The following is a 20,570-nucleotide window of genomic DNA, read 5'->3' as shown; positions in this document are numbered from 1 at the left end:
TTGTGCGTAGCCTCATGGTCTGTAAGTTTTGAAGCGCTGCAAAAGGCACATCGATGTATGTGTCCAGGAAAGCGGGGTGCGCTGTGACGGGGCTCACGCAGTCGGACACCTGTCCGCCGCCGATGAACGACGGCGGCGCGGTCCGGGAGGTGCTCGACCGCATCAGCGACAAGTGGAGCCTGCTGGTCATCGGCGCGCTGCGGAACGGCCCCCTGCGCTTCGGCGAGCTGGAGAAGGGGATCACCGGCATCTCGCAGCGCATGCTCACCCTGACGTTGAAGCACCTCGTCGAGGACGGCCTGGTCAGCCGCACGGCGTACCCGGAGGTGCCGCCCCGCGTCGAGTACGAGGTGACCGACCTCGGCAAGACGTTGGTGCCGTTGGTGATCGCACTCGCCGAATGGGCCATCGCCCACCGCGACGAGATCAACGCCAACCGCGGCGGCCACCACTAGTCACCCGAAGACCTACGCTGCGTTCATGACTGTCAGGCCGATCCTCGTGGCCGGCGAACCGATCCTCGCCACTCCCGCCACACCGGTCACCGAGTTCGACGAGGATCTCGCGCGGCTGGTCGAGGACCTGTTCGACACGAACACCGCCGCCAACGGCGCGGGTCTCGCGGCCAACCAGATCGGCGACAGCCGCACCGTGTTCGTCTTCGACTGCCCGGACGGCACCGGACGCCACCACCGAGGTCACGTGATCAACCCGGTCCTGGAGACGTCCGAACTCCCCGGCACCCAGCCCGACCCCCGCCGCGACCTCGAAGGCTGTCTTTCCTTGCCCGGTGAGCGTTTCCCCACCGGCCGGGCAGCCTGGGCCCGCGTCACCGGCGTCGACCGGCACGGCGACGCGGTCTCGGTGGAGGGCGTCGGCTTCTTCGCCCGATGCCTGCAACACGAGGCCGACCACCTCGCCGGACGCCTCTACCTGTCCCGGCTCGTCGACCCCCATGCCGCCGAGGCGATGCGGATGCTCGAACGCAACGGCTGGACCGAACCGGGCATCAGCTGGCTGCCGGGCGACGGACCGGACCCGTTCGCGGCGGGTCCCTGGTGACGAGCGTGACACCGGTCCGGTGGGAGCTGATCGCGGCCCTGCGCAGCGGGCCGGTGTTCACGACACCCGCTGCGCAGGGACCACGCGCGGCGCCGGCCCGAACCGGCTGAACCGCATCTGGCGGATCCGCGCGCACTGCGTTCGAAGCGGACCGCCCGCGTGGATCACAGCCACGCAGGCGGTCCCCCGAACGAGATCACTGGGGAAGCAGGACCGAGTCGATCAGGTAGACGGTGGCGTTCGCGGTGCGCACGCCGCCGCAGATCACGTTGGCGTCGTTGACCTTCAGCGCGTTGCCCGAGCCGGACACCTTGACCATGCCGGTCTGGACGGTCTTCTGGTCGCCGGCGATCTTGTCGGGCGAGATCTGGCCGGGGACCACGTGGTAGGTCAGGATCTTGGTCAGCAGCGCGTCGTCGGTCTTGAGCTTCTCGATCGTCGCGGCGTCGATCTTCGCGAACGCCGAGTCGACCGGCGCGAACACGGTGAACTCGGCGCCGTTGAGCGTCGACACCAGGTTGACCTTCGGGTTGAGCTTGCCCGACACCGCACTCACCAGCGTCGTCAGCAAGGGGTTGTTGCTTGCGGCGACGGCGACCGGGTCGGCGGCCATGCCGGTGACGGAACCGGCTCCGGACGGGACCTGCTTGGCGTAGTCGGCACAACCGGGGCCGACGAGGTCCTTGGCCGGGTCGGCCATCGCGGCGGACGACGGTGCCGTCGAGGTGGCCGAAGTGGGCGCGGTGCTGGAGCCACTGCTCGCCGCGTCGCCCGAGCCGCAGGCAGCTCCGAGCAGGGCGAGCGAGGCGGCGCCGATGGCCAGAACAGTGCTGCGGACGGTCTTGTTCATGACAGGACATCTCCAAGGAGTGGCCGGGCGGTTGTTGCCCGTGATTCGGCGCCCGCCGGGGAGCGGATGGGTGCGGTTACCGATCCGTTACCCGTCCGCCGCTTTCGTCCACCTTCGGCTGAACCTGTTGTGACAACGCATTCAGATCCGATCCGTCTCGGCCTCCGTCACGAACACCAAGGGACAACGCTGAGGAGAGGAAGCACGATGCCGAAGCGCGAGCGGTCGCTGCAGAGCATTCCCCGCGATGACGACCGCCCGGCCGAACCCACGGCCGACGACCTGCTGGCTCTGGTGGCCAGGGGCGACGAGACCGCGTTCGAGCGGCTGTACGACGTCGTCTCCAGCTCGGTGTTCGGTCTCATCAGACGTGTCGTGCGCGACCAGGCGCAGTCGGAGGAGGTGTTCCAGGAGGTGATGCTGGAGGTGTGGCGAACAGCGACCAGGTTCGACCCGGGCAAAGGCAGCGCCAACACCTGGATCCTGACCCTGACCCACCGGCGCGCGGTCGACCGCGTCCGGTCCGCGCAGGCCGCCACGCACCGCGAGGACCACGTGGCACGGCTCGACCCGGCCAGGCCGTTCGACGAGGTGAGCGAACAGGTCGACGGCAGGATCGAGCAACGCCAGGTGCGCCGCTGCCTGAGTTTTCTGACCGACCTGCAGCGCGAGTCCGTCGTACTCGCCTACTACCAGGGCTATTCCTATCCAGAGGTCGCGAGCCTGCTGGGCCTGCCGCTCGGCACGGTCAAGACCAGGATGCGCGACGGCCTGATCCGACTCCGCGACTGCATGGGGGTGACCGGATGAGGAGCACATCCGCAGACCTGCACACGCTCACCGGCGCCTACGCCGTGAACGGCCTGTCGGACACCGAACGAGCGATGTTCGAGGTCCACCTGGCCCGCTGCGACAGCTGTGCCGTGGAGGTCGCCGAACTCACCGCCACGGCAGCCCGGCTGGGCGCGGCGGTCGAGTTCGCGCCACCTCCGCACCTGCGGGCACGCGTCCTGGCCGCCGCGGCCAAGACCAGGCAACTGCCTCCGCGCACGGCCCGCCTCTCCAGGGCCAGGAACCTGCGCGGCGCGGGCGGCCTGCTCGCCGCCGCCTGCCTCGTCGTCGCGGTCGTCCTCACGGTGGAAGTGAAGTCCACTCAGGACAGTGATGCGCTGGCCCAGATCTCCAGCGAGTACAGCCGGTTCTCCAACTTCCTGTCCACCCCGGACGTCAAGCTGGTGAGCGCCACCGGCCCGGACGGCGCGACCGGTACCGCGGTGGTGTCGGCGAGCCGCGACGAACTGCTGTTCCTGAGCCGCGACCTGCCGGCGCCCCCGTCCGACCGCGTCTACCAGCTCTGGCTGATCGACGACCACGGCCCACGGCCCGCGGGAGTGCTGCCCGCGTCCGGCTCGGCTCCGCTGATGGCGTCGGGCGTGGCCGACGTGCGGAAGGTGGCGATCACCGTGGAGCCGACGGGAGGTTCGGCGACGCCCACCACGGCGCCGATGATGGTCATCGCACTCGCGTAGCCCGCTTGTCGTTGGCCGATGCCCATGAGTGTCATCGGCCAGCGCACCGCTTCGCCCTGGCCCGGCTCGGTACGACGTCCAACTGGCGTCGGTGAGCCGGCCGGTGGCGATGCAGGACCGCACAAGGGAACGCACGTCGTCGGGAGCGGGCGCCTGGTCGTGATCCCGCTCCCACAGGTTCAGCGCGGCGAAGCGTGACACCTGATTTGCCCACCGCGAGCCCGGCTTCACGCCTTGACGCGCGCCTTCGTCGTCCACATCCGGTAACCGGCGCCCAACGCCTCCGCTTCCGACGCGAAGGCCATGTCGCCCTTCATCCGGTTGTAGTAAGGCGATTGGGGCGTGTGGTACACCATCGTCTTCGAATTGCCCTTGACCGGCAACGACTTCTGCTTGTCCGCCGGCACGACGGGCGGCGCCACCGACTGCTGCCGCACCACCACGTCCTCCGCGGCGATCCGCGGTGCCGGCAGGGCCAGCCGCGGCTTCAGCGGCTCGGGACGCAGGCGGCCGCGCACGGACAGCCACGTCAGCAGCACGCCGACGCCGAAGGACACCACGCACAGCACGAACATCTGCGAGAACAACCAGAGCACAAGAACTCCTAGCGGACTACGACGTCGACCTGGCGCGCGGCCGGGTCGTACTCGCCGTCGGGGGCGGGACGGGTCTCAACTGCGATCAGCGTGGACGGCACGCCTTGACCCACGAGCACGTCGCGGACCAGTTCCGCGCGTTTGGTGGCCATCGCGGGGTCGGTGCCGTGTGCCACCAACGTGATCGAGGCGCGTGGTGCGACGAGAAGCATGCGGCCGACGCGTTGGACAAGCACCGGGCCGTGGCCTTCCCACGCGGTCGTGCCCTGCACGAACCGGATCGCGCCGTTGCCGTTGACCAGCCGGCTGATCGAGTCGTGCAGCGCCTCGACGTTCAGGTCGCCGACCGCGGCGGACGGTCCGACCTCCACGCGGTCCGTGATCTGGAGGCCGTTCGCGGCTTGTTTCACCGCGTCCCGGACGGCGGTGGCGCGGGCCTCGTCCGGCACGCGGGCCGCGATCGCCACCTGGCCGTTGTAGATGGTCGTGGTCACGTCGGACACCTTGGCCGACAACGCCGCGGACACCAGACGCCCGACCACGGCGGGCGGCACCGGCAGCGTGCCACCGAGCCGGAGCGCGGCCGTCACGCGGTGGTCGTCGGACTTCGTCGCGTTGATCAGCGCGACGCGTTCCGCGTCGTCGGCCACCGCGCCGGACAACAGGATCTCGCCGCCTCGCACGGCCACGAGAAGCTGCTCCGGGCCAGCGGGCCGTACGTCTGTGCTGCCCACGCCGGACACATCGGAGACCACGGCGCGCACCGCGTCCACGGACCGTGGCGACACTTCGCTCACCACGACGGAACGGCCGCTCACCTCGACCACGCCGTGGTAGCCGGCCTTTCCCAGCGCTGTACGCACGTCGGCGTGCAACGCCCGTTCGACGTCCTGGCCGTACACGAACACGCCGGTGGCGGCGAGCAGCACGGGCACCAACAGCCCACTGATCCAAACCGCGTGAGGAAGACGCACGGCGCAGGGCTTACCGGACCTGGAGACCGAAAATCCAATCGCTGCCACCGATCGGACCGAACTTCACCCGGTCAGGTGGCCGCACTCGCGCTGAGGGCCGCCCGGCACACCTCGACGGGATCGCGGACGTCGGCCACCGTCGCCGCCGCACGCGCCGCCGCCAGAGCGAACCCCGGATCGCCCAGCACACGTGCCACGGCATCCCGCAAACCGTCCACAGTGGCCGGACGAACGATCAGCCCGCACCCCTGCCGCGCGACCCGGTTCGCCATCTCCCACTGGTCGCCCCCACCCGGCACCACCACGACGGGAACAGACGCCAGCAACGCCTTGGCCAGCATCCCGTGCCCGCCACCGCAGACCAGCACCGACGACGCGCGCAGCAACTCGTCCTGCCGGCCGGGCCCCGACCGCACCCAGTCCGGCAACTCGCGAGGTGGCGGCGCGAACGTCGACACCACCGCCCGCACGCCCAGGTCGCCCAACGCGTCGAGCGTCATCCCGGCCATGTCGGCGGCCCCGGTCCACGCCGTCGACGGCGCGACCATCACCAGCGGAGCCTCACCGGGCGGCGGGCTGATCCGCTGCCGGCTCGCCTCCCACAGCAGCGGCCCGACCACCTGGGCGTTGCGCGGCCAGTCCGCCCGCGGCACCTCCAGCGCGGGCAGCGTCGCGATCAACCGCACCACCGGCCCCGCACCCGGCGAGCTCAGCCCGATCCGCTGCCGCACGACAGCGCGTTGCCGGTCCCCCTGACGGATCGACCTGGCCGTCATGGCCCGCAGCACGGCGTCCCGCATCCTGCCGCGCACACCGACCCCCGCGGCCAGCCCGCTGCCCATCGGCGGCAGCCACCTGGACGGTTCGTAGAGCGGGTGGGGCGACAGCTGCGCCCACGGCACGTCGAGGAGTTCCGCGGCCATGCTCGCGCCCAGCGCGAGGACGTCGCACACCACCAGGTCCGGCTTGAGAGCAGCCAACTGCGGGGTGAGCGCCGCCGCCAGTTCGGCGGCCTGTTCGTGGAGCGCCTGACCGAGATCCACCGCGTCCCGCAGGTCGGCGAGCGACAGCCCGTGGACCCGCGACGCCGTGATTCCCTCGCGCGCGGCGGCGTCGACCCACCGGTCGCCCGTGAGCAGCATCGGAATGTCCCCGGCCGCCGCGAACTTCAGGCACAACGCGATCGCTGGAACCACATGCCCCGGATCGCCCCCGGAGACAACAGCTACCCGCATCAGCCGCGGGCGGGCTTGTACGTCCGGCGCAGCAGCCGGTGGATGCGCCGCACAGCCGCCAGCCGTTCGTCGCCGTTGATCGCGAGAGCCCTGACCACCGGATCGTCCGGCCCACGACGCCGGCGGATCTCGGCGAGCCGCTCCTCGACCGTCGTCGGGTGGCCGTCCGGACTGGTCGTCATGTCGGCGTACCAGAGCGCGTCCCGGAGCCTTCCGCGCTCGTCGCCGAACTCCGCCAGCCCTTCGGCCATCCCGGTCAGCTCGGCCACGGCCGACGCGCCGGAATGATGCGCGACCAGGCCGCACACCCGCCGCGAGAGCCCGGCCCGCAACAGGTACCGCGCCCCGTCGAGGGAGTGCAGACCCGTGTCGGCGAGCTCGGCCGCGTACCCGATGTCGTGCACCCACGCCGCGGCGACCAGCAGATCCCGCTCTTCGACGGGCAGCACCCGCGCCACCTGCCGCGCCCGGCGCGCCACCCCGGCGGTGTGCGCCCACCGGCGCGGCAGCTCGTCGGCGAGCAGCCGTCGTGCGGTGTTCCTCGCCCAGTCCGGCAGCCAGGTTCCCGACATCTCGTGCTGGTCGGAGGAGAAACCCAACACGGACGCCCGCACCGCGCGTTCGACCAGCAACGGCACGAAGTCGCGCACCCGCGCGTCGCCGAACCGCGCGCTGGCACGCTCGATCCACTCGTGCACCAGGCTCGGCGGGACCTCGTCATGTTCCCTGACCAGGCGCGATTCGAGGCGCCTGATCCGCTCGTCCACCTGCCGCCGCCGCACGTCCGTGGTCGTCAGCACGTCCTCCGCCTTCCGCAACATCCGCCGCGTCCACCGTAGACGGCCGGGGCGCGTCAGCCGAGCCTTGCCCGTTTCGCTCGATCAGGCGGCCTGACCGAGCGAAGCGCGTTGCTCCATCCGGTGGAATCCAGGTCCGCGCGGTGACGTTTTCGGTCGAACCGACGATAGGGCGAGAACGAACACCTCCTCAGGAGCCTCCAGTCGACCGCCGCAGAAGAAACCCGAAATAACTCGTGGGCATCGGCGCACACAAGGTCACCGACGCGTACCGTCGGCGTGGAATGCTCGTTGAGCTGGATGAGGAGCGGGAACCAGACCCCGTTGACGATGATCTCGCTGCGAAGCTCGACGACCGTGCCGCCCTCGCCGCTGTGCAAGCTGCTGACACCGCTCACCGACAGGTTCAGCACCACGCAAGGAGGCGAGTGGTCATGACCGATCCGGCTCCTGCGCGGTTCGACACGGAGGCCGGGCTGGACGACGTCCTCGAGCGTGCCGGTGGTTCAGCGGCGACACCGAGCCGGCACGAAGGCGAAACCGACACCGCCAGGTCACTGGTGCGCCCTTATGCGCGCACCGGCGGCCGCACCCGGCCCGACCACGACCTGGCCATCGAAGCACTGGTGTCCACGAGCGCACGCGGCCTCGAACCGGACGCCACGGTCACGCCAGAGCACAAGTCGATCTGCCAGTTGTGCGCGGAGACCCGATCCGTGGCCGAGGTCGCCGCGCTCCTGCACCTGCCGCTCGGGGTCGCGCGGGTCCTGATCGCCGACCTGGCGGGCGCGGGACTGGTCACGATCGGCGAAGGTGGCTTCACCGCGGGAGATCAGCCTTCCGTGGACTTCCTGGAGAGGGTGCTCAGCGGGCTTCGCCGGCTCTGATCAACGCTGGGGTGTCACGAGGAGGTCGATCACGTCCGGCAGCTCGGCGCGCAACTGCGCGACGGTCACCACGTCGCCCGCCAGGTGGTGCAGCAACGCCCGCTGGAAAACCCCGTCCAGCGTCACGTAGACGGTGGACGGCGAACCGGCCACCGACCCGCCGGACAGCTCGGCGTAGCGGCTGATCACCCGCCACACCATCGACTCCCGGTGGCTGTCGATCTCCAGCACGTCCGCCCGGAACGACTCGTCGAACAGGCTCTGGTTGCGCAGGTCGTACCAGAGGCGGTGCAGCGTGGCGTCCTGGTCGAGGGTGTCGAAGAACGTCCCCACGAACTCGCCGCGCAGCTGCTCCGACGTGGTCGCGTTCGCCACCGCCTCGTCGTACTTGGTCACGCAGACGACCTCGTACTGGCGGACCGCCTCGGTGATCAGGTCGCGCTTGTCCGCGAAGTAGTAGTGCAGGACGCCGTGGGAGAACTCGGAGTTCTGCGCGATCTCCCGCAGGCTCGTGCGGGCGTAACCCAGTTCGGCGAGCGTGTGCAGCGTCGCCACGGCGAGCTCGGTCCGCCTGGCGTCGAACTTGTCGACCTGCCGGCGGGTGATGCGGTCCTGCTTGCTCTGGGCGACGTCTGTCACGTCTCGGATCCTAACGCCGATTGCGACAACGGTTGACCAATTGTCCAAAGAATCTTGGACAACCGTCAAAGAAAAACTTGACGACTGTCAAGCATTGGCTAGGGTGTGAGCCATCTCACCGAGGAGGCGACTCAATGACGAGTTATCAGCTCAACGGGCGGAAAGCACTGGTCACCGGAGGTGCACGCGGGCTGGGCGCCGGCATGGCCCAGGCGCTGGCCGCGGCCGGTGCGGCGGTCCTGATCGGCGACGTGCTGGAGGAGGAAGGCAAGCAGACCGCCCAGGCGCTGCGTGACTCGGGTGCGACCGCGGAGTTCGTGCCGCTGGACGTCACCGACGACGAGAGCTGGGCAACGGCGGTGAGCACCGCGGTCGACACGATCGGCGGGCTCGACATCCTCGTGAACAACGCGGGCATCGAGATCACCAGCCTCATCACCGAGCTCGTCCCCGCCGACGTGCGCAAGATGCTGGACGTGAACGTGCTGGGCACCGCGCTCGGCATGAAGCACGGCCTGCGCGCGATGCGTCCCGGTGGCGCGGCGGGCAACGGTGGTTCGATCATCAGCGTCGCGTCCGTCGCCGCGACCATCGCCTTCCCCGGCATCAGCGTCTACTCGGCGACCAAGTCCGCCATCGACCGGCTGACCAGGGTGGCCGCCGCGGAGTCCGGCAAGCTCGGCTACGGCGTGCGGGTCAACTGCATCTACCCCGGCCTCACGCCCACCGCGATGGGCAACCAGCTGGCCGTCGACTGCGCCGAACTCGGCCTGTTCCCGTCGGTCGAGGCCGCCGTCGGCGCGGTCGTGGAGCTGACGCCGCTCGGACGGCTCGGGCAGGTCGACGACATGGCCGACGCCGTGGTGTTCCTCGCTTCCGACGCGTCGAAGTTCATCACCGGAGCCGGGCTTCCGGTCGACGGCGGAATGGGGATGTAGTCGTGCCTACCGACAAGCCTGTCGTCGTCTATGGCGCCTCCGGCTACACCGGGCGCCTGATCTGCGAGTACCTGCGTGAGTACGGGGTGCCGTTCCTCGCCGCCGGCCGCGACGGCAAGAGGGTCAAGGAGGCCGTCGACGCGGTGCCCGGCATCGACACGGTCGACTACGAGGTCCTGGAGGTGGAGCACACCACCGCGGCGCTGACCGAGGCGTTCACCGGGGCCAAGGTCGTGCTGAACACCGTCGGCCCGTTCTCCCGCTACGGCCACGAAGCCGTGCAGGCGAGCCTGAACGTCGGTGCGCACTACACCGACACCAACGGCGAGCAGGACTGGATGATCGACGCCGAGGCCCAGTACGGCGCCGAGTTCGCGAAGCAGGGTCTGCTGCTCTCCCCCGGCATCGCGCAGATGTACACGGTCGGCGAGATCGCCGCGCAGATCTGCCTGGAGACGCCCGGACTGGACACTTTGGACATCGGGGTGTTCTGGAAGGGTTACCCCACAGTCGCTTCCACCAACACGATCCTCACGAACGCCGCGTTCGCGAAGGCGTACTACCTGGAGCAGAACGAGTACGTGGAATGGCCGCCGGACGCGGGGCTCTACGAGCTCGTCGTGCCCGGTCAGCACGAACTGGGACTGGCGCTGCCGTGGGGCGGCACGGCGCATCCCGTGTGGTTCAAGAGGGATCCACGGGTGGCGTCGGTGCGCGCGCTCGGCGGCGTGTTCAACCGGCCGCTGATGCTCGGCGTGCCGCAGATCGTCGCCGCGGCTCTCGAGCAGATGGAAGGCAAGTCGGACGCGGAGAAGTACGAGATCGTCGACGCGTTCTCCGCGCAGGTGCGCAGCGAGATGCCGCCACGGGAGAACCCGCGGATCAACATCTCGCTGGACTCCGTGCACGCTTCCGGACCGCTCGGCCGGGCGAGTTGCGTGATCCACGGCAACTGCAACTACAAGCAGACAGCGTTGCTGAACGTGTACGGCGCGATGCACCTGTTGCAGGACGCCCCTCGCCGGGCCGGATTCGCCTCGGGCTGTCAGGCGTTCGGGCACCGGGAACTGCTCGGCGCGCTGCGGTCGTTCGGTCTCGTGCTCGATCCGATCGTCGAAGTGCACCGCTGATGCGACTGCACGACTACCTGGACAAGGGCGCGTCGCTCGGTGGTGACGCGCCGTGCCTCACCATCGGCGGCGTCTCCACCAGCTACGCCGAGGTTGTGCAACGTTCCCGCACGATCGCGGGAGCGTTGCAGGACAGCGGGATCGGCCCGGGAGACCGGGTCGCGGTGCTGTCCGCGAACGACCCGCTCGCACTCACCTGCGTGTTCGGCATCTCGCGGGCCGGTGCGGTGTGGTGCCCGGTGAATCCCCGCAACGAGGCGGCGGAGAACCGGGAGCTGCTCGACCTGTTCGGCTGCCGGTGCCTGTTCTTCCAGGCGAAGTTCGCCCCGCTCGTCGAGCGCATCCGCGGCGACCTGCCGGCGTTGACGACGCTGGTGTGCCTCGACGGTGAGGTCGAGGGCGCGGTCACGTTCTCGTCGTGGCTGGCGCGGCACGGCAGGGAGCCGGAACCGGTGGTCCTGCCCGACGACCTCTGCATGCTCGCGGGCACCGGTGGCACGACCGGCAGGCCCAAAGGCGTGCGGTTGACGGGCCACAACATGGAGACCGCGACCGCGCTGACCCTGATGAGCTACCCGTTCGGCGTGCGACCGCGTTACCTCGCGCTCGCGCCGCTGACGCACTCGGCGGGCGTGCTCACGTTCCCGATCATGGCCCTGGGCGGCGAGACGGTGATCATGCCGGCGCCGGACCTCGGCGAGTTCCTCCGGTTGATCGAGCACCACCGCGTCACGCACGCGTTCCTCCCGCCGACCGTGATCTACGGCCTGCTCGACCACCCCGCGCTGGACTCGACCGACCTGACCTCGTTGCGCTGCCTCTGGTACGGCGCCGCGCCGATGTCCCCGGTGCGGCTGACCGAGGCGCTGCACCGGATCGGGCCGGTGATGGGTCAGCTGTTCGGTCAGACCGAGGCACCGAACATGATCGCCACGCTCAGTCCCGCCGACCACTTCCTGCCCGACGGGTCGATCGCCACCGCCAGGTTGTCGTCGGCGGGCAGGCCCACCCCGCTGACCCAGGTCGCCATCATGAACGCGGACGGCGCACTGCTGCCTCCTGGTGAGCGCGGCGAGATCGTCGTGCGCGGGCCGTTGGTGATGGCCGGCTATCACGAGAATCCCGCTGCCACCGCCGAAGTGAGTGCGCACGGCTGGCACCACACCGGTGACATCGGCTACCTCGACGCGGACAACTTCCTGTACATCGTCGACCGGGCGAAGGACATGATCATCACAGGCGGGTTCAACGTCTACTCGGCCGAGGTCGAGAAGGCGTTGCAGGCCCATCCCGCGGTGCAGGACAGCGCCGTGGTCGGGCTGCCGGACGACAAGTGGGGCGAGCGGGTGACCGCCGTCGTGCAGCTGCGGGTGTCCGGGCACGCCGACGCCGAGGCGTTGATCGCGTTCGTGAAGGAGCAGCTGGGCAGCGTGAAGGCACCGAAGCAGGTCGAGATCTGGCCCGACCTGCCGCGGTCCAAGGTGGGCAAGGTGCTCAAAGCCGAGATCAGGCAACGACTCAAGCCATGATCACGACCTGCCGCACCGCCTCGCCGGTCGCGAGTTTCGCGAACCCGTCGTTGATCTCGTCCAGCCGCAGCCGCCCGGACAGCAGGCCGTCCACCGGCAGCTTGCCCGCCCGGTAGAGGTCGATGAACCTGGGCACGTCCCGGCGCGGCACGCACGAGCCGAGGTAGCTGCCCTTGAGCGTGCGTTCCTCGGCGACCAGGTTCAGCGCGGGCAGGGTGACGGTGCGGTCCGGGTGCGGCAGGCCGACGGTGACCGTCGTGCCGCCGACAGCCGTTGCGGCGTAAGCCTGTTCGAGCACGGCCGCGACGCCGGTGGTGTCGATGACCTTGTCGGCACCACCGTTGGTCAGTTCTCGGACGCGTTCGACGACGTCCGGCCCACCGGCGGCTTCGTGCGTCGCACCGAGGGTGAGCGCGAGCCGGCGTTTGTGTTCGACGACGTCCACCGCGACGACCTGGGTCGCTCCCGCGGTGATGGCCGCGAGCACCGCTGCCAGGCCGACTCCGCCCAGTCCGAAGACCGCGACCCTGTCCCCCGGCACGACCTGGGCGCTGTAGAACGCCGCGCCCGCGCCGGTCAGCACGGCGCAGCCGAACAGTGCGGCGATGTCGAGCGGCAGATCTCCTGGCACGAGCGTGGCCGAACGGTCGGAAATCACCGTGTACTCGGCAAAACCGGACACGCCGAGGTGGTGGTGCGGCTGCGTGCCGTCCGGGAGCGTCCATCGTCGTTGTCCACTGAGGAGCGTTCCGTCGCGGTTCGCGGCGGCGCCTGGTTCGCACAACGCCTGCCGGCCGGACGCGCAACGACGGCAGGCACCGCACGCGGGCACGAACGACATCACGACGTGGTCACCTGGCTTGAACTCGGCGTTCGGGCCGACTTCGACGACTTCGCCTGCCGCCTCATGGCCGAGCACCATGGGCAACGGCCGGATGCGCGAGCCGTCGATCACCGACAGGTCCGAGTGGCACAGGCCGGTGGCGTGCACCTTGACCAGCAGTTCGCCGGGACCGGGCGGATCGAGTTCGAGGTCGGCGATCTCGAGCGGCCCGCCGACGCCGGTCAGCACCGCGCCTCGCGTCTTCACGCGATCACCAGACCTTCCATGGCCGTGCGGAGGTTCGCCGGGATCTCGACCGGCTTGCGGGTCGTGCGGTCGACGAACACGTGCACGAAGTGGCCTTCTGCCACCACGTCAGCGCTGTCTTCGAGGAAGAAACCGACCTCGTAGCGCACGCTCGACCGGCCGAGGTGCCCGACGCGCAGCCCCGCGTCCAGCGCGTCCGGGAACGAGACCGAGGCGCGGTAGTTGCAGTGGGATTCCACGCACAGCCCGATCTGCTGCCCCGCCTGGATGTCCAGGCCGGCGTCGATCAGCCAGGTGTTGATCACGGTGTCCATGAACGCGTAGTGAACGACGTTGTTCACGTGCCCGTAGACGTCGTTGTCCGCCCACCGGGTCGGAATCCGTTGCCAGTGCCGGTAGTCGTCGCGCACAAACCCTCCATGCCTCAATCGAGTCTCCTGGTGAGCTCGACCCTCGACCGCACGCCGAGCCGCGCGAAGATGTTGCGCAGGTGGTGCTCGACGGTGCGGTGGCTCAGGAACAACCGCGCGGCGATCTCGCGGTTCGTGGCGCCCTCGGCGACCAGCCTGGCGATCTGCGCCTGCTGCGGCGTGAGAGCGGGATGGTCCTTGGGCTCGCCGGTGGGATCACCGGCGGCGCGCAGTTCGGCGCGGGCGCGGTCGATCCAGTGATCAGCCTGGTACGACTGGAAGATGCGCACCGCGTCACGCAGGTGTTCGCGGGCGGCCTTGGGTTTGCGGCTTCGTCGCAGCCGGGTCCCGTACAGCAGCTCGGTCTTCGCGAGTTCCATGGCGGTGCCGCTGGCCCGGTGCAGCCGGATCGCCTCCTCGAAGTGCTCGTCGGCGGTTCCGGCCTCGAGAAGTCCGTGACAGCGATGCGAAAGCGCCATCCTGGCCGTGCTGCCCGTGGTGTCCGCCCACTTCTCGAACCGTTGCAGCGCTCTGTCCGCTGTGGACGTTCGCCCGCATGCCACGGCGGCCTCCACCACGTGCGGTGCGGCCATCACCTTGATGCCGGCGTGTCCGGGATGCAGCCGCAGCCGGTCCAGTGCGTCGGCGGGCCGGTCACGCGCCAGATCGACGCACGCGAACGCCCACGCGCCGAACGTGCCCGGCCGGGTGAGCCCGCGTTGGGTGATGTGCTCGGTGGCGGTGTCTATGCGGTGCAAGGCCGTGTCCGCGTCACCGCGCAACGCCGCCAGCAGCGCCAGGATCGTCAGGTGGTCGACCACCGCGTTGTGCTGCCCGATCGCCGTCGCCGCGTGCACGCCCTCGGTGGCCGCCGTCAACGCCGCGGCGTGCTGGTCCAGCAACAACGCCGACAACGCCCGGTACACCAACGCCCAAGGCACCAGCGCGATGAATCCACTCTCACGCGCCGACGTCACCGCGCTGGTAGCCATCTCGTACGACCGGTTGGCGTCGCCGAGGACGTACGCGGCCTGGCTCGCCCAGATCCGCGCCTGCGGTCCGGCGACCTCGTCGGCCAGCCGCACGACCTCGCGGAGTTCCGGCAACGCCTCGTCGTGCCGTCCGGAGAGCGTCGCGGACATCCCCACCAGGTGGTCGAGGGTGAGCCGGGTGGCCGCCGGTTCGTCGCCGCGGCGGATCTCGCGCGCGAACTCCGCGATGGCGGTGTGCCTGCGGTGGTCCCCGGCGATGCTGGCCGCCTCGCCCGCGAACCCCAGTGCGGCCACGGCGAGCACGCGATTGGTGCCGACGAGGCCCTTCGCGGCGCGGACCAGCCGGTCGGCAGCGACGTCCGGGAGGCTTTCGCCCAGGTCGATGCCACCCACCACGAGGTCCATCAACGCCTTGAGCTCAGGCGTGTCGGTCAGCCGGACCGCGGTGCGCAGAACGGCCCGCGACCGGTGCGGCGCGCCGTGGGCCCAGTGGTCGGCGGCCGCTCTGAGCAGCCGGTGGGCCTTGGTCTCGGGGTCCGCGGTCAGCTGGGCGGCGCGGCCGTGGTCGCGTGCGGCCGTGGCGAAATCCCCGCAGCGACGTGCGTGCTCGGCGTGCTCGGTGAGCACGTCCGCGAGCGCCGGGTCCTGGGTCGTCACCGCCTGATGCCACGTCCGGCGAGCCCCCGGTGGCAACGTCTCCGCCAGTTCGGCGTGCGCCTTCCGCCTGGCAGGCAGCGGCACCTCCGCCCGGAGCGCCGACCGGACCAGTCTGCGCAGGTCGAGCAACGAGCCGGCCTCCACCACCGCGTCCAGGTCCCGCTGGGCCAGCGTCTCGGCGTCGAGGTCCTCGTCCACCGCCGCCAGCGCGACGACGTGCTGCGCACGGGGTGACAGCGCGTCGAACCGGGCCCGCCACCGCAACCGCAGCGAGCTGTTCTCCGGCAGCACGTCCGGCGCCGGCGCGGCACCCCCGAGCTGCGCGGACGTGAGCGATCCCGCCAGCTCGACCAGCGCCAGCGGGTTCCCGCAGGCCAGGTCGGCGAGGTCCTCGGCAAGGGCGTCGGGCGCACCGGGCACCAGGTCGTGCAGCACGCGCAGGCTCGTCGCGCGGTCCAGCGGGTCGAGCGTGACGCTGGGCAACCCGCGCGGCTCCCCCTCGGTAGCGATGAGCAGCGCAGCACGCGTGTTGGTGACGTCGTGCGCGAGCTGCACCAGGTCGTCGTCAAGAGAGAGGACGTCCACGCACAACAACGCGTCGTAGGTGTGCCGCACCGCGTTGAGCAGCGCAGTCTTGCCCGACCCAGCCTCACCGCGCAGCACCAGCACCCCACCGCGTCCAGCGCGCGCACGGTCGACCAACGCGTCGACGGCGACGCGCTGCCGGTCACGCCCACGCAGCATCGGACCAGTCTTACGGCGGTTGTGGCCCCTCCGGAAGAGGTGGGACCAAATTCACCTACCACCGTTAGTTTTTCCGCCGAAGTTTTCGCCGAGACCGGTGGTTGCACCGATGCGGACCCGAGCGCCGTGGTTGCAGGGTCGAGGTGTCCTCGCAGTTCCCCTGCCGAATGAGGTGTACAGCGCCGTGCAACTCCGCACCCTGCTCCCCTTAGCGCTCTCGCTGGTCCTGGTGACCGGCACCGCCCAGGCGGCGGACAACCCGTACGAACGCGGCCCCGCGCCGACCGTGGCGAGCATCGAAGCCTCCCGCGGCCCGTTCGCCGTCTCGGAAACCTCCGTGTCGTCCCTCGTGGGCGGCTTCGGCGGCGGCACGATCTACTACCCGACCAGCACCGCGTCCGGCACGTTCGGCGCGGTGGCCATCTCCCCCGGCTACACCGGCACCCAGTCCAGCATCTCCTGGCTGGGCCCGCGCCTCGCGTCCCAGGGCTTCGTCGTGTTCACCATCGACACCAACACGATCTACGACCAGCCCGACAGCCGCGCATCCCAACTGCTGGCCGCCCTGGACTACCTGACCCAGCAAAGCACCGTGCGCACCCGCGTCGACGCCACCCGGCTGGGCGTCATGGGCCACTCGATGGGCGGCGGCGGCACCCTGCGCGCGGCCAGCCAACGCCCCGCACTCCAAGCGGCGATCCCGCTGACCGCGTGGCACACCACCAAGAACTGGTCGTCAGTCCGCGTGCCAACCCTGGTGGTAGGCGCCGAAAGCGACTCCGTAGCCCCGGTCTCGTCCCACTCCGAGCCGTTCTACACGTCCCTGCCGTCCACTTTGGACAAGGCGTACCTGGAACTCAACAACGCCTCGCACTTCGCCCCGAACTCGTCCAACACGACGATCGCGAAGTACAGCATCTCGTGGCTCAAGCGGTTCATCGACAACGACACCCGCTACGAGCAGTTCCTGTGCCCGCCGCCGGGACGCAGCACCCTGATCGAGGAGTACCGGGACACCTGCCCGCACTCCTGATCTGAGCACGGGTCGCGGCGTCCGTCCGAGCGCGGGGGCGCCGCGACCCGACCCACTGCACCGATGTCCGGTCCTGGCGCCCTCTCCTCAGGCATGATTGGTGTCCGAACGGATGCCGAGGAGACGTGCGTGGCCGAGGAGCCGAACTCGGTGCCGGGGCTGGCGCCGGGCGCAGTCGTGCGGGCCACCAACAACTTCCGCGCCGACGTGCACGTCGTCCGCAGCGCCTATCTGCACCAGGTCGCTCAGATCGCGCCCGCCGACCTCGTCGGCAGAGAGGCAGAACAGGCCGATCTGGCCGAGTTCTGCACCTCGGCGTCGACCTCGGGGCGCTACCTGTGGTGGCGGGCGGAAGCGTGGTCCGGCAAGACCGCCCTCATGTCGTCGTTCGTGCTCGCTCCACCCGCCGGAGTGCGGGTCGTGTCGTTCTTCGTCACCGGGCGGCTGGGCGGCCAGAACGACCGGGCGGCCTTTGTCGACAACGTGCTGGAGCAGCTGCTCACCCTGCTGGGAGCGAGTGTCCCGGAGCTGCTCACGGAGGCCACCAAACAGGCACACCTGCTGCGGCTGCTGGACGCCGCGGCCGCCGCTTGCCGATCTCGCGGAGAGTCCTTCGTGTTGCTGGTCGACGGACTGGACGAGGACGACGGAGCGGGTGGCCACAGCATCGCCTCCCTGCTGCCGGTGCGGCCGCCGGACGGGATGCGCGTGGTGGTCGCGGGTCGTCCCAATCCGCCGGCGGACGCTCCCGACGACCACCCACTGCGGTCAGGTGCCGCGGAGATCCGTTCGCTCAAGCCCTCTCCTGCGGCGACCGCGGTGCGGCGGGAGATGGAGCGCGAGCTCAAAGCGCTGATGTTCGGAACCAGCCTGGCCAAAGACCTGCTCGGGCTGGTCTGCGCGGCCGGTGGCGGTCTGACCGCGGACGACCTGGCCGAGTTGACCGAGACGTCGCGCTACGAGGTCGAGGACCGTTTGCGCACGGTCGCCGGACGCAGCTTCGCCCGCCGCGACGACGTCTACCTGCTCGCGCACGAAGAGCTGCGAGTCACCGCGACCGAGATGTTCGGATCACGGCTGGCCGGCCATCGCGACCGCTTGCACGCCTGGGCCCGTGGGTACCGCGACCGGGGCTGGCCGGAAACCACGCCCGAGTACCTGTTGCACGGGTATGCGCCGATGCTGCGGTCGATGCCAGATCTCGCGCGCGTGGTGGAACTGGCCACGGATCGTGAGCGGCAGGCACGGCAGTTGCGGCAGACCGGCGGCGACGCGGCCGCGCACGCGGAGATCCTCGCCGCACAGCAGGTGGTGGCGGAGCACGACCCGGCGAATCTCCTGGCCATCACGAAACTGGCCGCGGCACGGGGAGACCTCGACGCCCACACCGGCAGGCTGCCCGTCGAACTGCCCGCCGTGTGGGAGTTGCTCGGGCAGCCGCTGCGCGCGACGGCACTCGCCCACGGCATCGTCAATCACCGCACACGGGGACACGCCCTGTCGCTGCTGGCGCCGGCGGTGGCGGAGTCAGGTGACCTCGACAGAGCACAGGACACCGCTGACAGCATCACCGAACCTTGGTGGCGGATGTGCGCACTCACCCAGCTGGCGCAGATCATCGCCGCCAGCGGGCACAGCGAACACGCTGAAGTCGTGCTGACGAAAGCCGAAGCCGCGGTGGCCGAGATCATCGAAGCCGCGGAACGCAACCGCGGCATCGTCGCCGTCGCTCGCACCTTCGAGTCGCTCGGACACCGGGAGCGGGCATCGGCGATTCTGGGCACCGTCGACGAAAGCGTGGTGCACGACTTCACCTTGACCAGACGCGAACTCGCCGTATGTGCAGAGGCGATCGGTGACCACCGACGGGCCGAGAGGATCGCCAGGAACGCAGCCGATCCGCTCGAGCAGGTGATCCTGCTCGCCGCGGTGGCATCCGAAGCGCTGGCAGGCGGCCGCGGCGAGCGGGCCGCGCCGTTGCTCGACGACGCGGAGGCCATCGCCTTGCGCCTGGACCCCTTTGAACAGGTGCTGGGTCTGGCGAGGATCTGTTGTTCGGCGGTCGGTCTGGGCAGCCGTTCGTCCAGAACGGCCGACCTGGCCTTCGCATCGGCGACGAATCTCGATCTGGAGGAGAGGGGCGGTGTCCGTGCGGACCTGGTGGACTGCGCTGTGGCCTGCGGCGATCTCGAGAGAGCGGAGAGCACCGCCCTCTCGATCAGCGAGTCCGTCGACGCCGCGTCGGCGCTCGTGGAGGTGGCGCGGCTCGCGCTGAGCCGTGGTGAGAACGAGCGTGCTGACGCCCTGATCACCAGGCTCATCAGCTCTTACCGGCACGCCAGCGCCCTCGGCGACCTGGCCCTGTTCGTCGTCCGGCTCGGCAGGAGAACGACCGCCGCGGAGCTGGCGGAGCTCGCGGAAACGGCCTCTCGCGGAAACGTCGGCCTCTACCGCGACCAGGTCGCGGCCGACGTGGTGTCCGCCCTGTGCTCCTTGGGATGGCACGACGAGGCCGAGGCCGTTGCCGCCACCGTCGCCTCCCCCGCCAAACGGGCACGTGCTCTGGGCTCCGTCCTGACCTCGGTCTCCCCCACCGGTGAACGCGAGCGGATGAACCGTCTCGCCGCCGCCGTGGACTCCCTCCGGCTGGAGATCGAGACCGAGCTCGACTACCGGGAAGTGTGCCGCACCCTGGTGAACGCCCTGGCCGCCGCGGAAGAAGCCGATCGGGCGGCAGCCGTCGTCGACTCGATTCCCCACGACTTCACTCGGGTGATGGTGATGGCAGGTGCCGCGCTGGCGGCAGCCCCGACCAACCCGGCGCTGGCCGTCGAGCTCGCCGGTCGCGCGGAAAGAGCGGCCCGCTCACTCGCACCCGGTGCACGCCAGACGCCGTGTGCCGACATCGCCGCCGCTTTCGACATCGCGGGGAACCGGCACCGAGCGATGACGATCATCCGGGAGACCCTCCCGGACGTCCACCATCGCGATCTGGCGTGGCTCGCGATGGCCGAAGCCGCGGCATCGTCGAACGATCACGAGCGGTCCCGCCGGCTGGCCGAGCGGATCGAGATGCTCCACAACTACCAAAGCGCGCTCGGGCACACAGCCGCGGCCATGGCCAGGGCAGGACTGACCAACGAGGCCGAAGAGCTCGCCGCCGAACTTGAGATCAACGATGCTCGCGACACGGCGATGTACGGGCTCGCGCTCGCGGTGGCCGCGAAAGGTGAATGGTCGCTCGCACGGCAGCGCGTCGACACGTTGCGACAGAAAAGCCGGCGGCCGGTACTGCTCGGCGAGTTGGCGATCATGGCCGCGGACGCCGGAAACCCTGCGATGGCCAAGCGGTTCGTGCTGGAGGCTGCGACAACGGGACAGTGGTCCGCATCGTTGAGAGCGCTCGCGAGGGTCGATCCGGACGCTTTCCAGGAGATCGTCGCGATCGTCCGAGCCGCAAGCTGATCAGGACCGTCCG

At 70.0% G+C, this 20,570-nt stretch carries 20 protein-coding genes; 10 read left to right on the top strand and 10 right to left on the bottom strand.

Going from position 1 to position 20,570, the window contains the following annotated elements; translation table 11 throughout:
• Positions 1-83 precede the first annotated feature (83 nt).
• Together SK803_RS24400 and SK803_RS24395 are read left to right on the top strand one after the other, a co-directional pair.
• Positions 84-455 (top strand): winged helix-turn-helix transcriptional regulator, encoded by a 372-nt coding sequence (locus SK803_RS24400; RefSeq protein ID WP_406601570.1) that lies wholly within the window; start codon positions 84-86, stop codon positions 453-455.
• Between the two features lie 25 nt (positions 456-480).
• Positions 481-1,062, top strand: coding sequence for a peptide deformylase (locus tag SK803_RS24395; protein ID WP_319968401.1), 582 nt, complete (start codon positions 481-483; stop codon positions 1,060-1,062).
• Between the two features lie 196 nt (positions 1,063-1,258).
• Here the strand turns inward: SK803_RS24395 and SK803_RS24390 are convergent, their stop codons facing one another.
• Positions 1,259-1,912, bottom strand: coding sequence for a fasciclin domain-containing protein (locus SK803_RS24390; RefSeq protein ID WP_319968400.1), 654 nt, complete (start codon positions 1,910-1,912; stop codon positions 1,259-1,261).
• Between the two features lie 207 nt (positions 1,913-2,119).
• On the opposite strand from SK803_RS24390, the gene SK803_RS24385 reads away from it, so the two are divergent.
• On the top strand, positions 2,120-2,722 hold the full coding sequence (locus SK803_RS24385) for a sigma-70 family RNA polymerase sigma factor (protein ID WP_319968399.1): 603 nt from the start codon (positions 2,120-2,122) through the stop codon (positions 2,720-2,722).
• Entirely contained in the window at positions 2,719-3,441 is a 723-nt protein-coding gene (locus tag SK803_RS24380) for an anti-sigma factor (RefSeq protein ID WP_319968398.1), read from the top strand. Before SK803_RS24385 ends, SK803_RS24380 begins: the two co-directional genes overlap by 4 nt.
• A 227-nt stretch (positions 3,442-3,668) precedes the next feature.
• Here SK803_RS24380 and SK803_RS24375 read toward each other — a convergent pair whose 3' ends face one another.
• The 5 genes from SK803_RS24375 to SK803_RS24355 all read right to left on the bottom strand — a co-directional run bounded on the left by SK803_RS24375 (position 3,669) and on the right by SK803_RS24355 (position 7,459).
• Positions 3,669-4,037 (bottom strand): sunset domain-containing protein, encoded by a 369-nt coding sequence (locus SK803_RS24375; RefSeq protein WP_319968397.1) that lies wholly within the window; start codon positions 4,035-4,037, stop codon positions 3,669-3,671.
• A gap of 8 nt (positions 4,038-4,045) precedes the next feature.
• Positions 4,046-4,972: a hypothetical protein gene (locus SK803_RS24370; RefSeq protein WP_319968396.1), complete on the bottom strand. Its 927-nt coding sequence runs from the start codon at positions 4,970-4,972 to the stop codon at positions 4,046-4,048.
• Between the two features lie 110 nt (positions 4,973-5,082).
• Positions 5,083-6,207 carry a glycosyltransferase gene (locus SK803_RS24365; protein WP_319968395.1) on the bottom strand — a complete coding sequence of 375 codons (1,125 nt, stop codon included), beginning with the start codon at positions 6,205-6,207 and terminating at the stop codon, positions 5,083-5,085.
• Between the two features lie 38 nt (positions 6,208-6,245).
• Positions 6,246-7,067 (bottom strand): HD domain-containing protein, encoded by an 822-nt coding sequence (locus tag SK803_RS24360; protein ID WP_319968394.1) that lies wholly within the window; start codon positions 7,065-7,067, stop codon positions 6,246-6,248.
• A 32-nt stretch (positions 7,068-7,099) separates the two neighbouring features.
• Positions 7,100-7,459, bottom strand: coding sequence for a hypothetical protein (locus tag SK803_RS24355; protein WP_319968393.1), 360 nt, complete (start codon positions 7,457-7,459; stop codon positions 7,100-7,102).
• An 18-nt stretch (positions 7,460-7,477) separates the two neighbouring features.
• Between SK803_RS24355 and SK803_RS24350 the strand changes: the two genes are divergently transcribed.
• Positions 7,478-7,930, top strand: a complete 453-nt coding sequence (locus SK803_RS24350) for a DUF742 domain-containing protein (RefSeq protein WP_455032248.1) — start codon at positions 7,478-7,480, stop codon at positions 7,928-7,930.
• Here the strand turns inward: SK803_RS24350 and SK803_RS24345 are convergent, their stop codons facing one another.
• Positions 7,931-8,569, bottom strand: a complete 639-nt coding sequence (locus tag SK803_RS24345; RefSeq protein WP_319968392.1) for a TetR/AcrR family transcriptional regulator — start codon at positions 8,567-8,569, stop codon at positions 7,931-7,933. It lies immediately after the preceding gene.
• Between the two features lie 134 nt (positions 8,570-8,703).
• Here SK803_RS24345 and SK803_RS24340 point away from each other — a divergent pair, with 134 nt between their 5' ends.
• From SK803_RS24340 to SK803_RS24330, 3 genes are read left to right on the top strand one after another with little or no spacing between them, the layout of a single operon-like run.
• A complete protein-coding gene (locus SK803_RS24340; RefSeq protein ID WP_319968391.1) occupies positions 8,704-9,507 on the top strand; it encodes an SDR family NAD(P)-dependent oxidoreductase in 804 nt (267 codons plus the stop codon).
• Positions 9,508-9,509: 2 nt separating this feature from the next.
• A complete protein-coding gene (locus SK803_RS24335) occupies positions 9,510-10,637 on the top strand; it encodes a DUF5938 domain-containing protein (RefSeq protein WP_319968390.1) in 1,128 nt (375 codons plus the stop codon).
• Complete coding sequence (locus tag SK803_RS24330) at positions 10,637-12,166, top strand: acyl-CoA synthetase (RefSeq protein ID WP_319968389.1); 1,530 nt, start codon at positions 10,637-10,639, stop codon at positions 12,164-12,166. Before SK803_RS24335 ends, SK803_RS24330 begins: the two co-directional genes overlap by 1 nt.
• Here SK803_RS24330 and SK803_RS24325 read toward each other — a convergent pair.
• Genes SK803_RS24325 through SK803_RS24315 form a run of 3 tightly spaced genes read right to left on the bottom strand, consistent with a single transcriptional unit; the run spans position 12,156 to position 16,059 of the window.
• Positions 12,156-13,256: a zinc-dependent alcohol dehydrogenase family protein gene (locus SK803_RS24325; protein WP_319968388.1), complete on the bottom strand. Its 1,101-nt coding sequence runs from the start codon at positions 13,254-13,256 to the stop codon at positions 12,156-12,158. The genes SK803_RS24330 and SK803_RS24325 overlap by 11 nt on opposite strands.
• Positions 13,253-13,666, bottom strand: coding sequence for an acyl-CoA thioesterase (locus SK803_RS24320; protein WP_319968387.1), 414 nt, complete (start codon positions 13,664-13,666; stop codon positions 13,253-13,255). Before SK803_RS24320 ends, SK803_RS24325 begins: the two co-directional genes overlap by 4 nt.
• A gap of 14 nt (positions 13,667-13,680) precedes the next feature.
• Positions 13,681-16,059 carry a helix-turn-helix transcriptional regulator gene (locus SK803_RS24315; RefSeq protein ID WP_319968386.1) on the bottom strand — a complete coding sequence of 793 codons (2,379 nt, stop codon included), beginning with the start codon at positions 16,057-16,059 and terminating at the stop codon, positions 13,681-13,683.
• 184 nt (positions 16,060-16,243) lie between these two features.
• Between SK803_RS24315 and bdeA the strand changes: the two genes are divergently transcribed.
• Both bdeA and SK803_RS24305 read left to right on the top strand, forming a co-directional pair.
• Positions 16,244-17,092, top strand: a complete 849-nt coding sequence (gene bdeA, locus SK803_RS24310; RefSeq protein WP_319968385.1) for a bis(hydroxyethyl) terephthalate hydrolase — start codon at positions 16,244-16,246, stop codon at positions 17,090-17,092.
• A 129-nt stretch (positions 17,093-17,221) separates the two neighbouring features.
• Positions 17,222-20,557: a hypothetical protein gene (locus SK803_RS24305; protein ID WP_319968384.1), complete on the top strand. Its 3,336-nt coding sequence runs from the start codon at positions 17,222-17,224 to the stop codon at positions 20,555-20,557.
• Positions 20,558-20,570 lie beyond the last annotated feature (13 nt).

The organism is Lentzea miocenica (genome assembly GCF_033949945.1).
Taxonomy (GTDB): domain Bacteria; phylum Actinomycetota; class Actinomycetes; order Mycobacteriales; family Pseudonocardiaceae; genus Lentzea; species Lentzea miocenica.
Note: the sequence above shows the minus strand (reverse complement) of the source record. Positions and strands in the feature narration are given on the sequence as shown.

Excerpts from the sequence above, each read along its gene's own strand:
- SK803_RS24395 (WP_319968401.1), top strand. The coding sequence starts at position 481 with ATGACTGTCAGGCCGATCCTCGTGGCCGGCGAACCGATCCTCGCCACT.
- SK803_RS24390 (WP_319968400.1), bottom strand. The coding sequence starts at position 1,912 with ATGAACAAGACCGTCCGCAGCACTGTTCTGGCCATCGGCGCCGCCTCG.
- SK803_RS24385 (WP_319968399.1), top strand. The coding sequence starts at position 2,120 with ATGCCGAAGCGCGAGCGGTCGCTGCAGAGCATTCCCCGCGATGACGAC.
- SK803_RS24380 (WP_319968398.1), top strand. The coding sequence starts at position 2,719 with ATGAGGAGCACATCCGCAGACCTGCACACGCTCACCGGCGCCTACGCC.
- SK803_RS24360 (WP_319968394.1), bottom strand. The coding sequence starts at position 7,067 with ATGTTGCGGAAGGCGGAGGACGTGCTGACGACCACGGACGTGCGGCGG.
- SK803_RS24350 (WP_455032248.1), top strand. The coding sequence starts at position 7,478 with ATGACCGATCCGGCTCCTGCGCGGTTCGACACGGAGGCCGGGCTGGAC.
- SK803_RS24340 (WP_319968391.1), top strand. The coding sequence starts at position 8,704 with ATGACGAGTTATCAGCTCAACGGGCGGAAAGCACTGGTCACCGGAGGT.
- SK803_RS24330 (WP_319968389.1), top strand. The coding sequence starts at position 10,637 with ATGCGACTGCACGACTACCTGGACAAGGGCGCGTCGCTCGGTGGTGAC.
- SK803_RS24315 (WP_319968386.1), bottom strand. The coding sequence starts at position 16,059 with ATGCTGCGTGGGCGTGACCGGCAGCGCGTCGCCGTCGACGCGTTGGTC.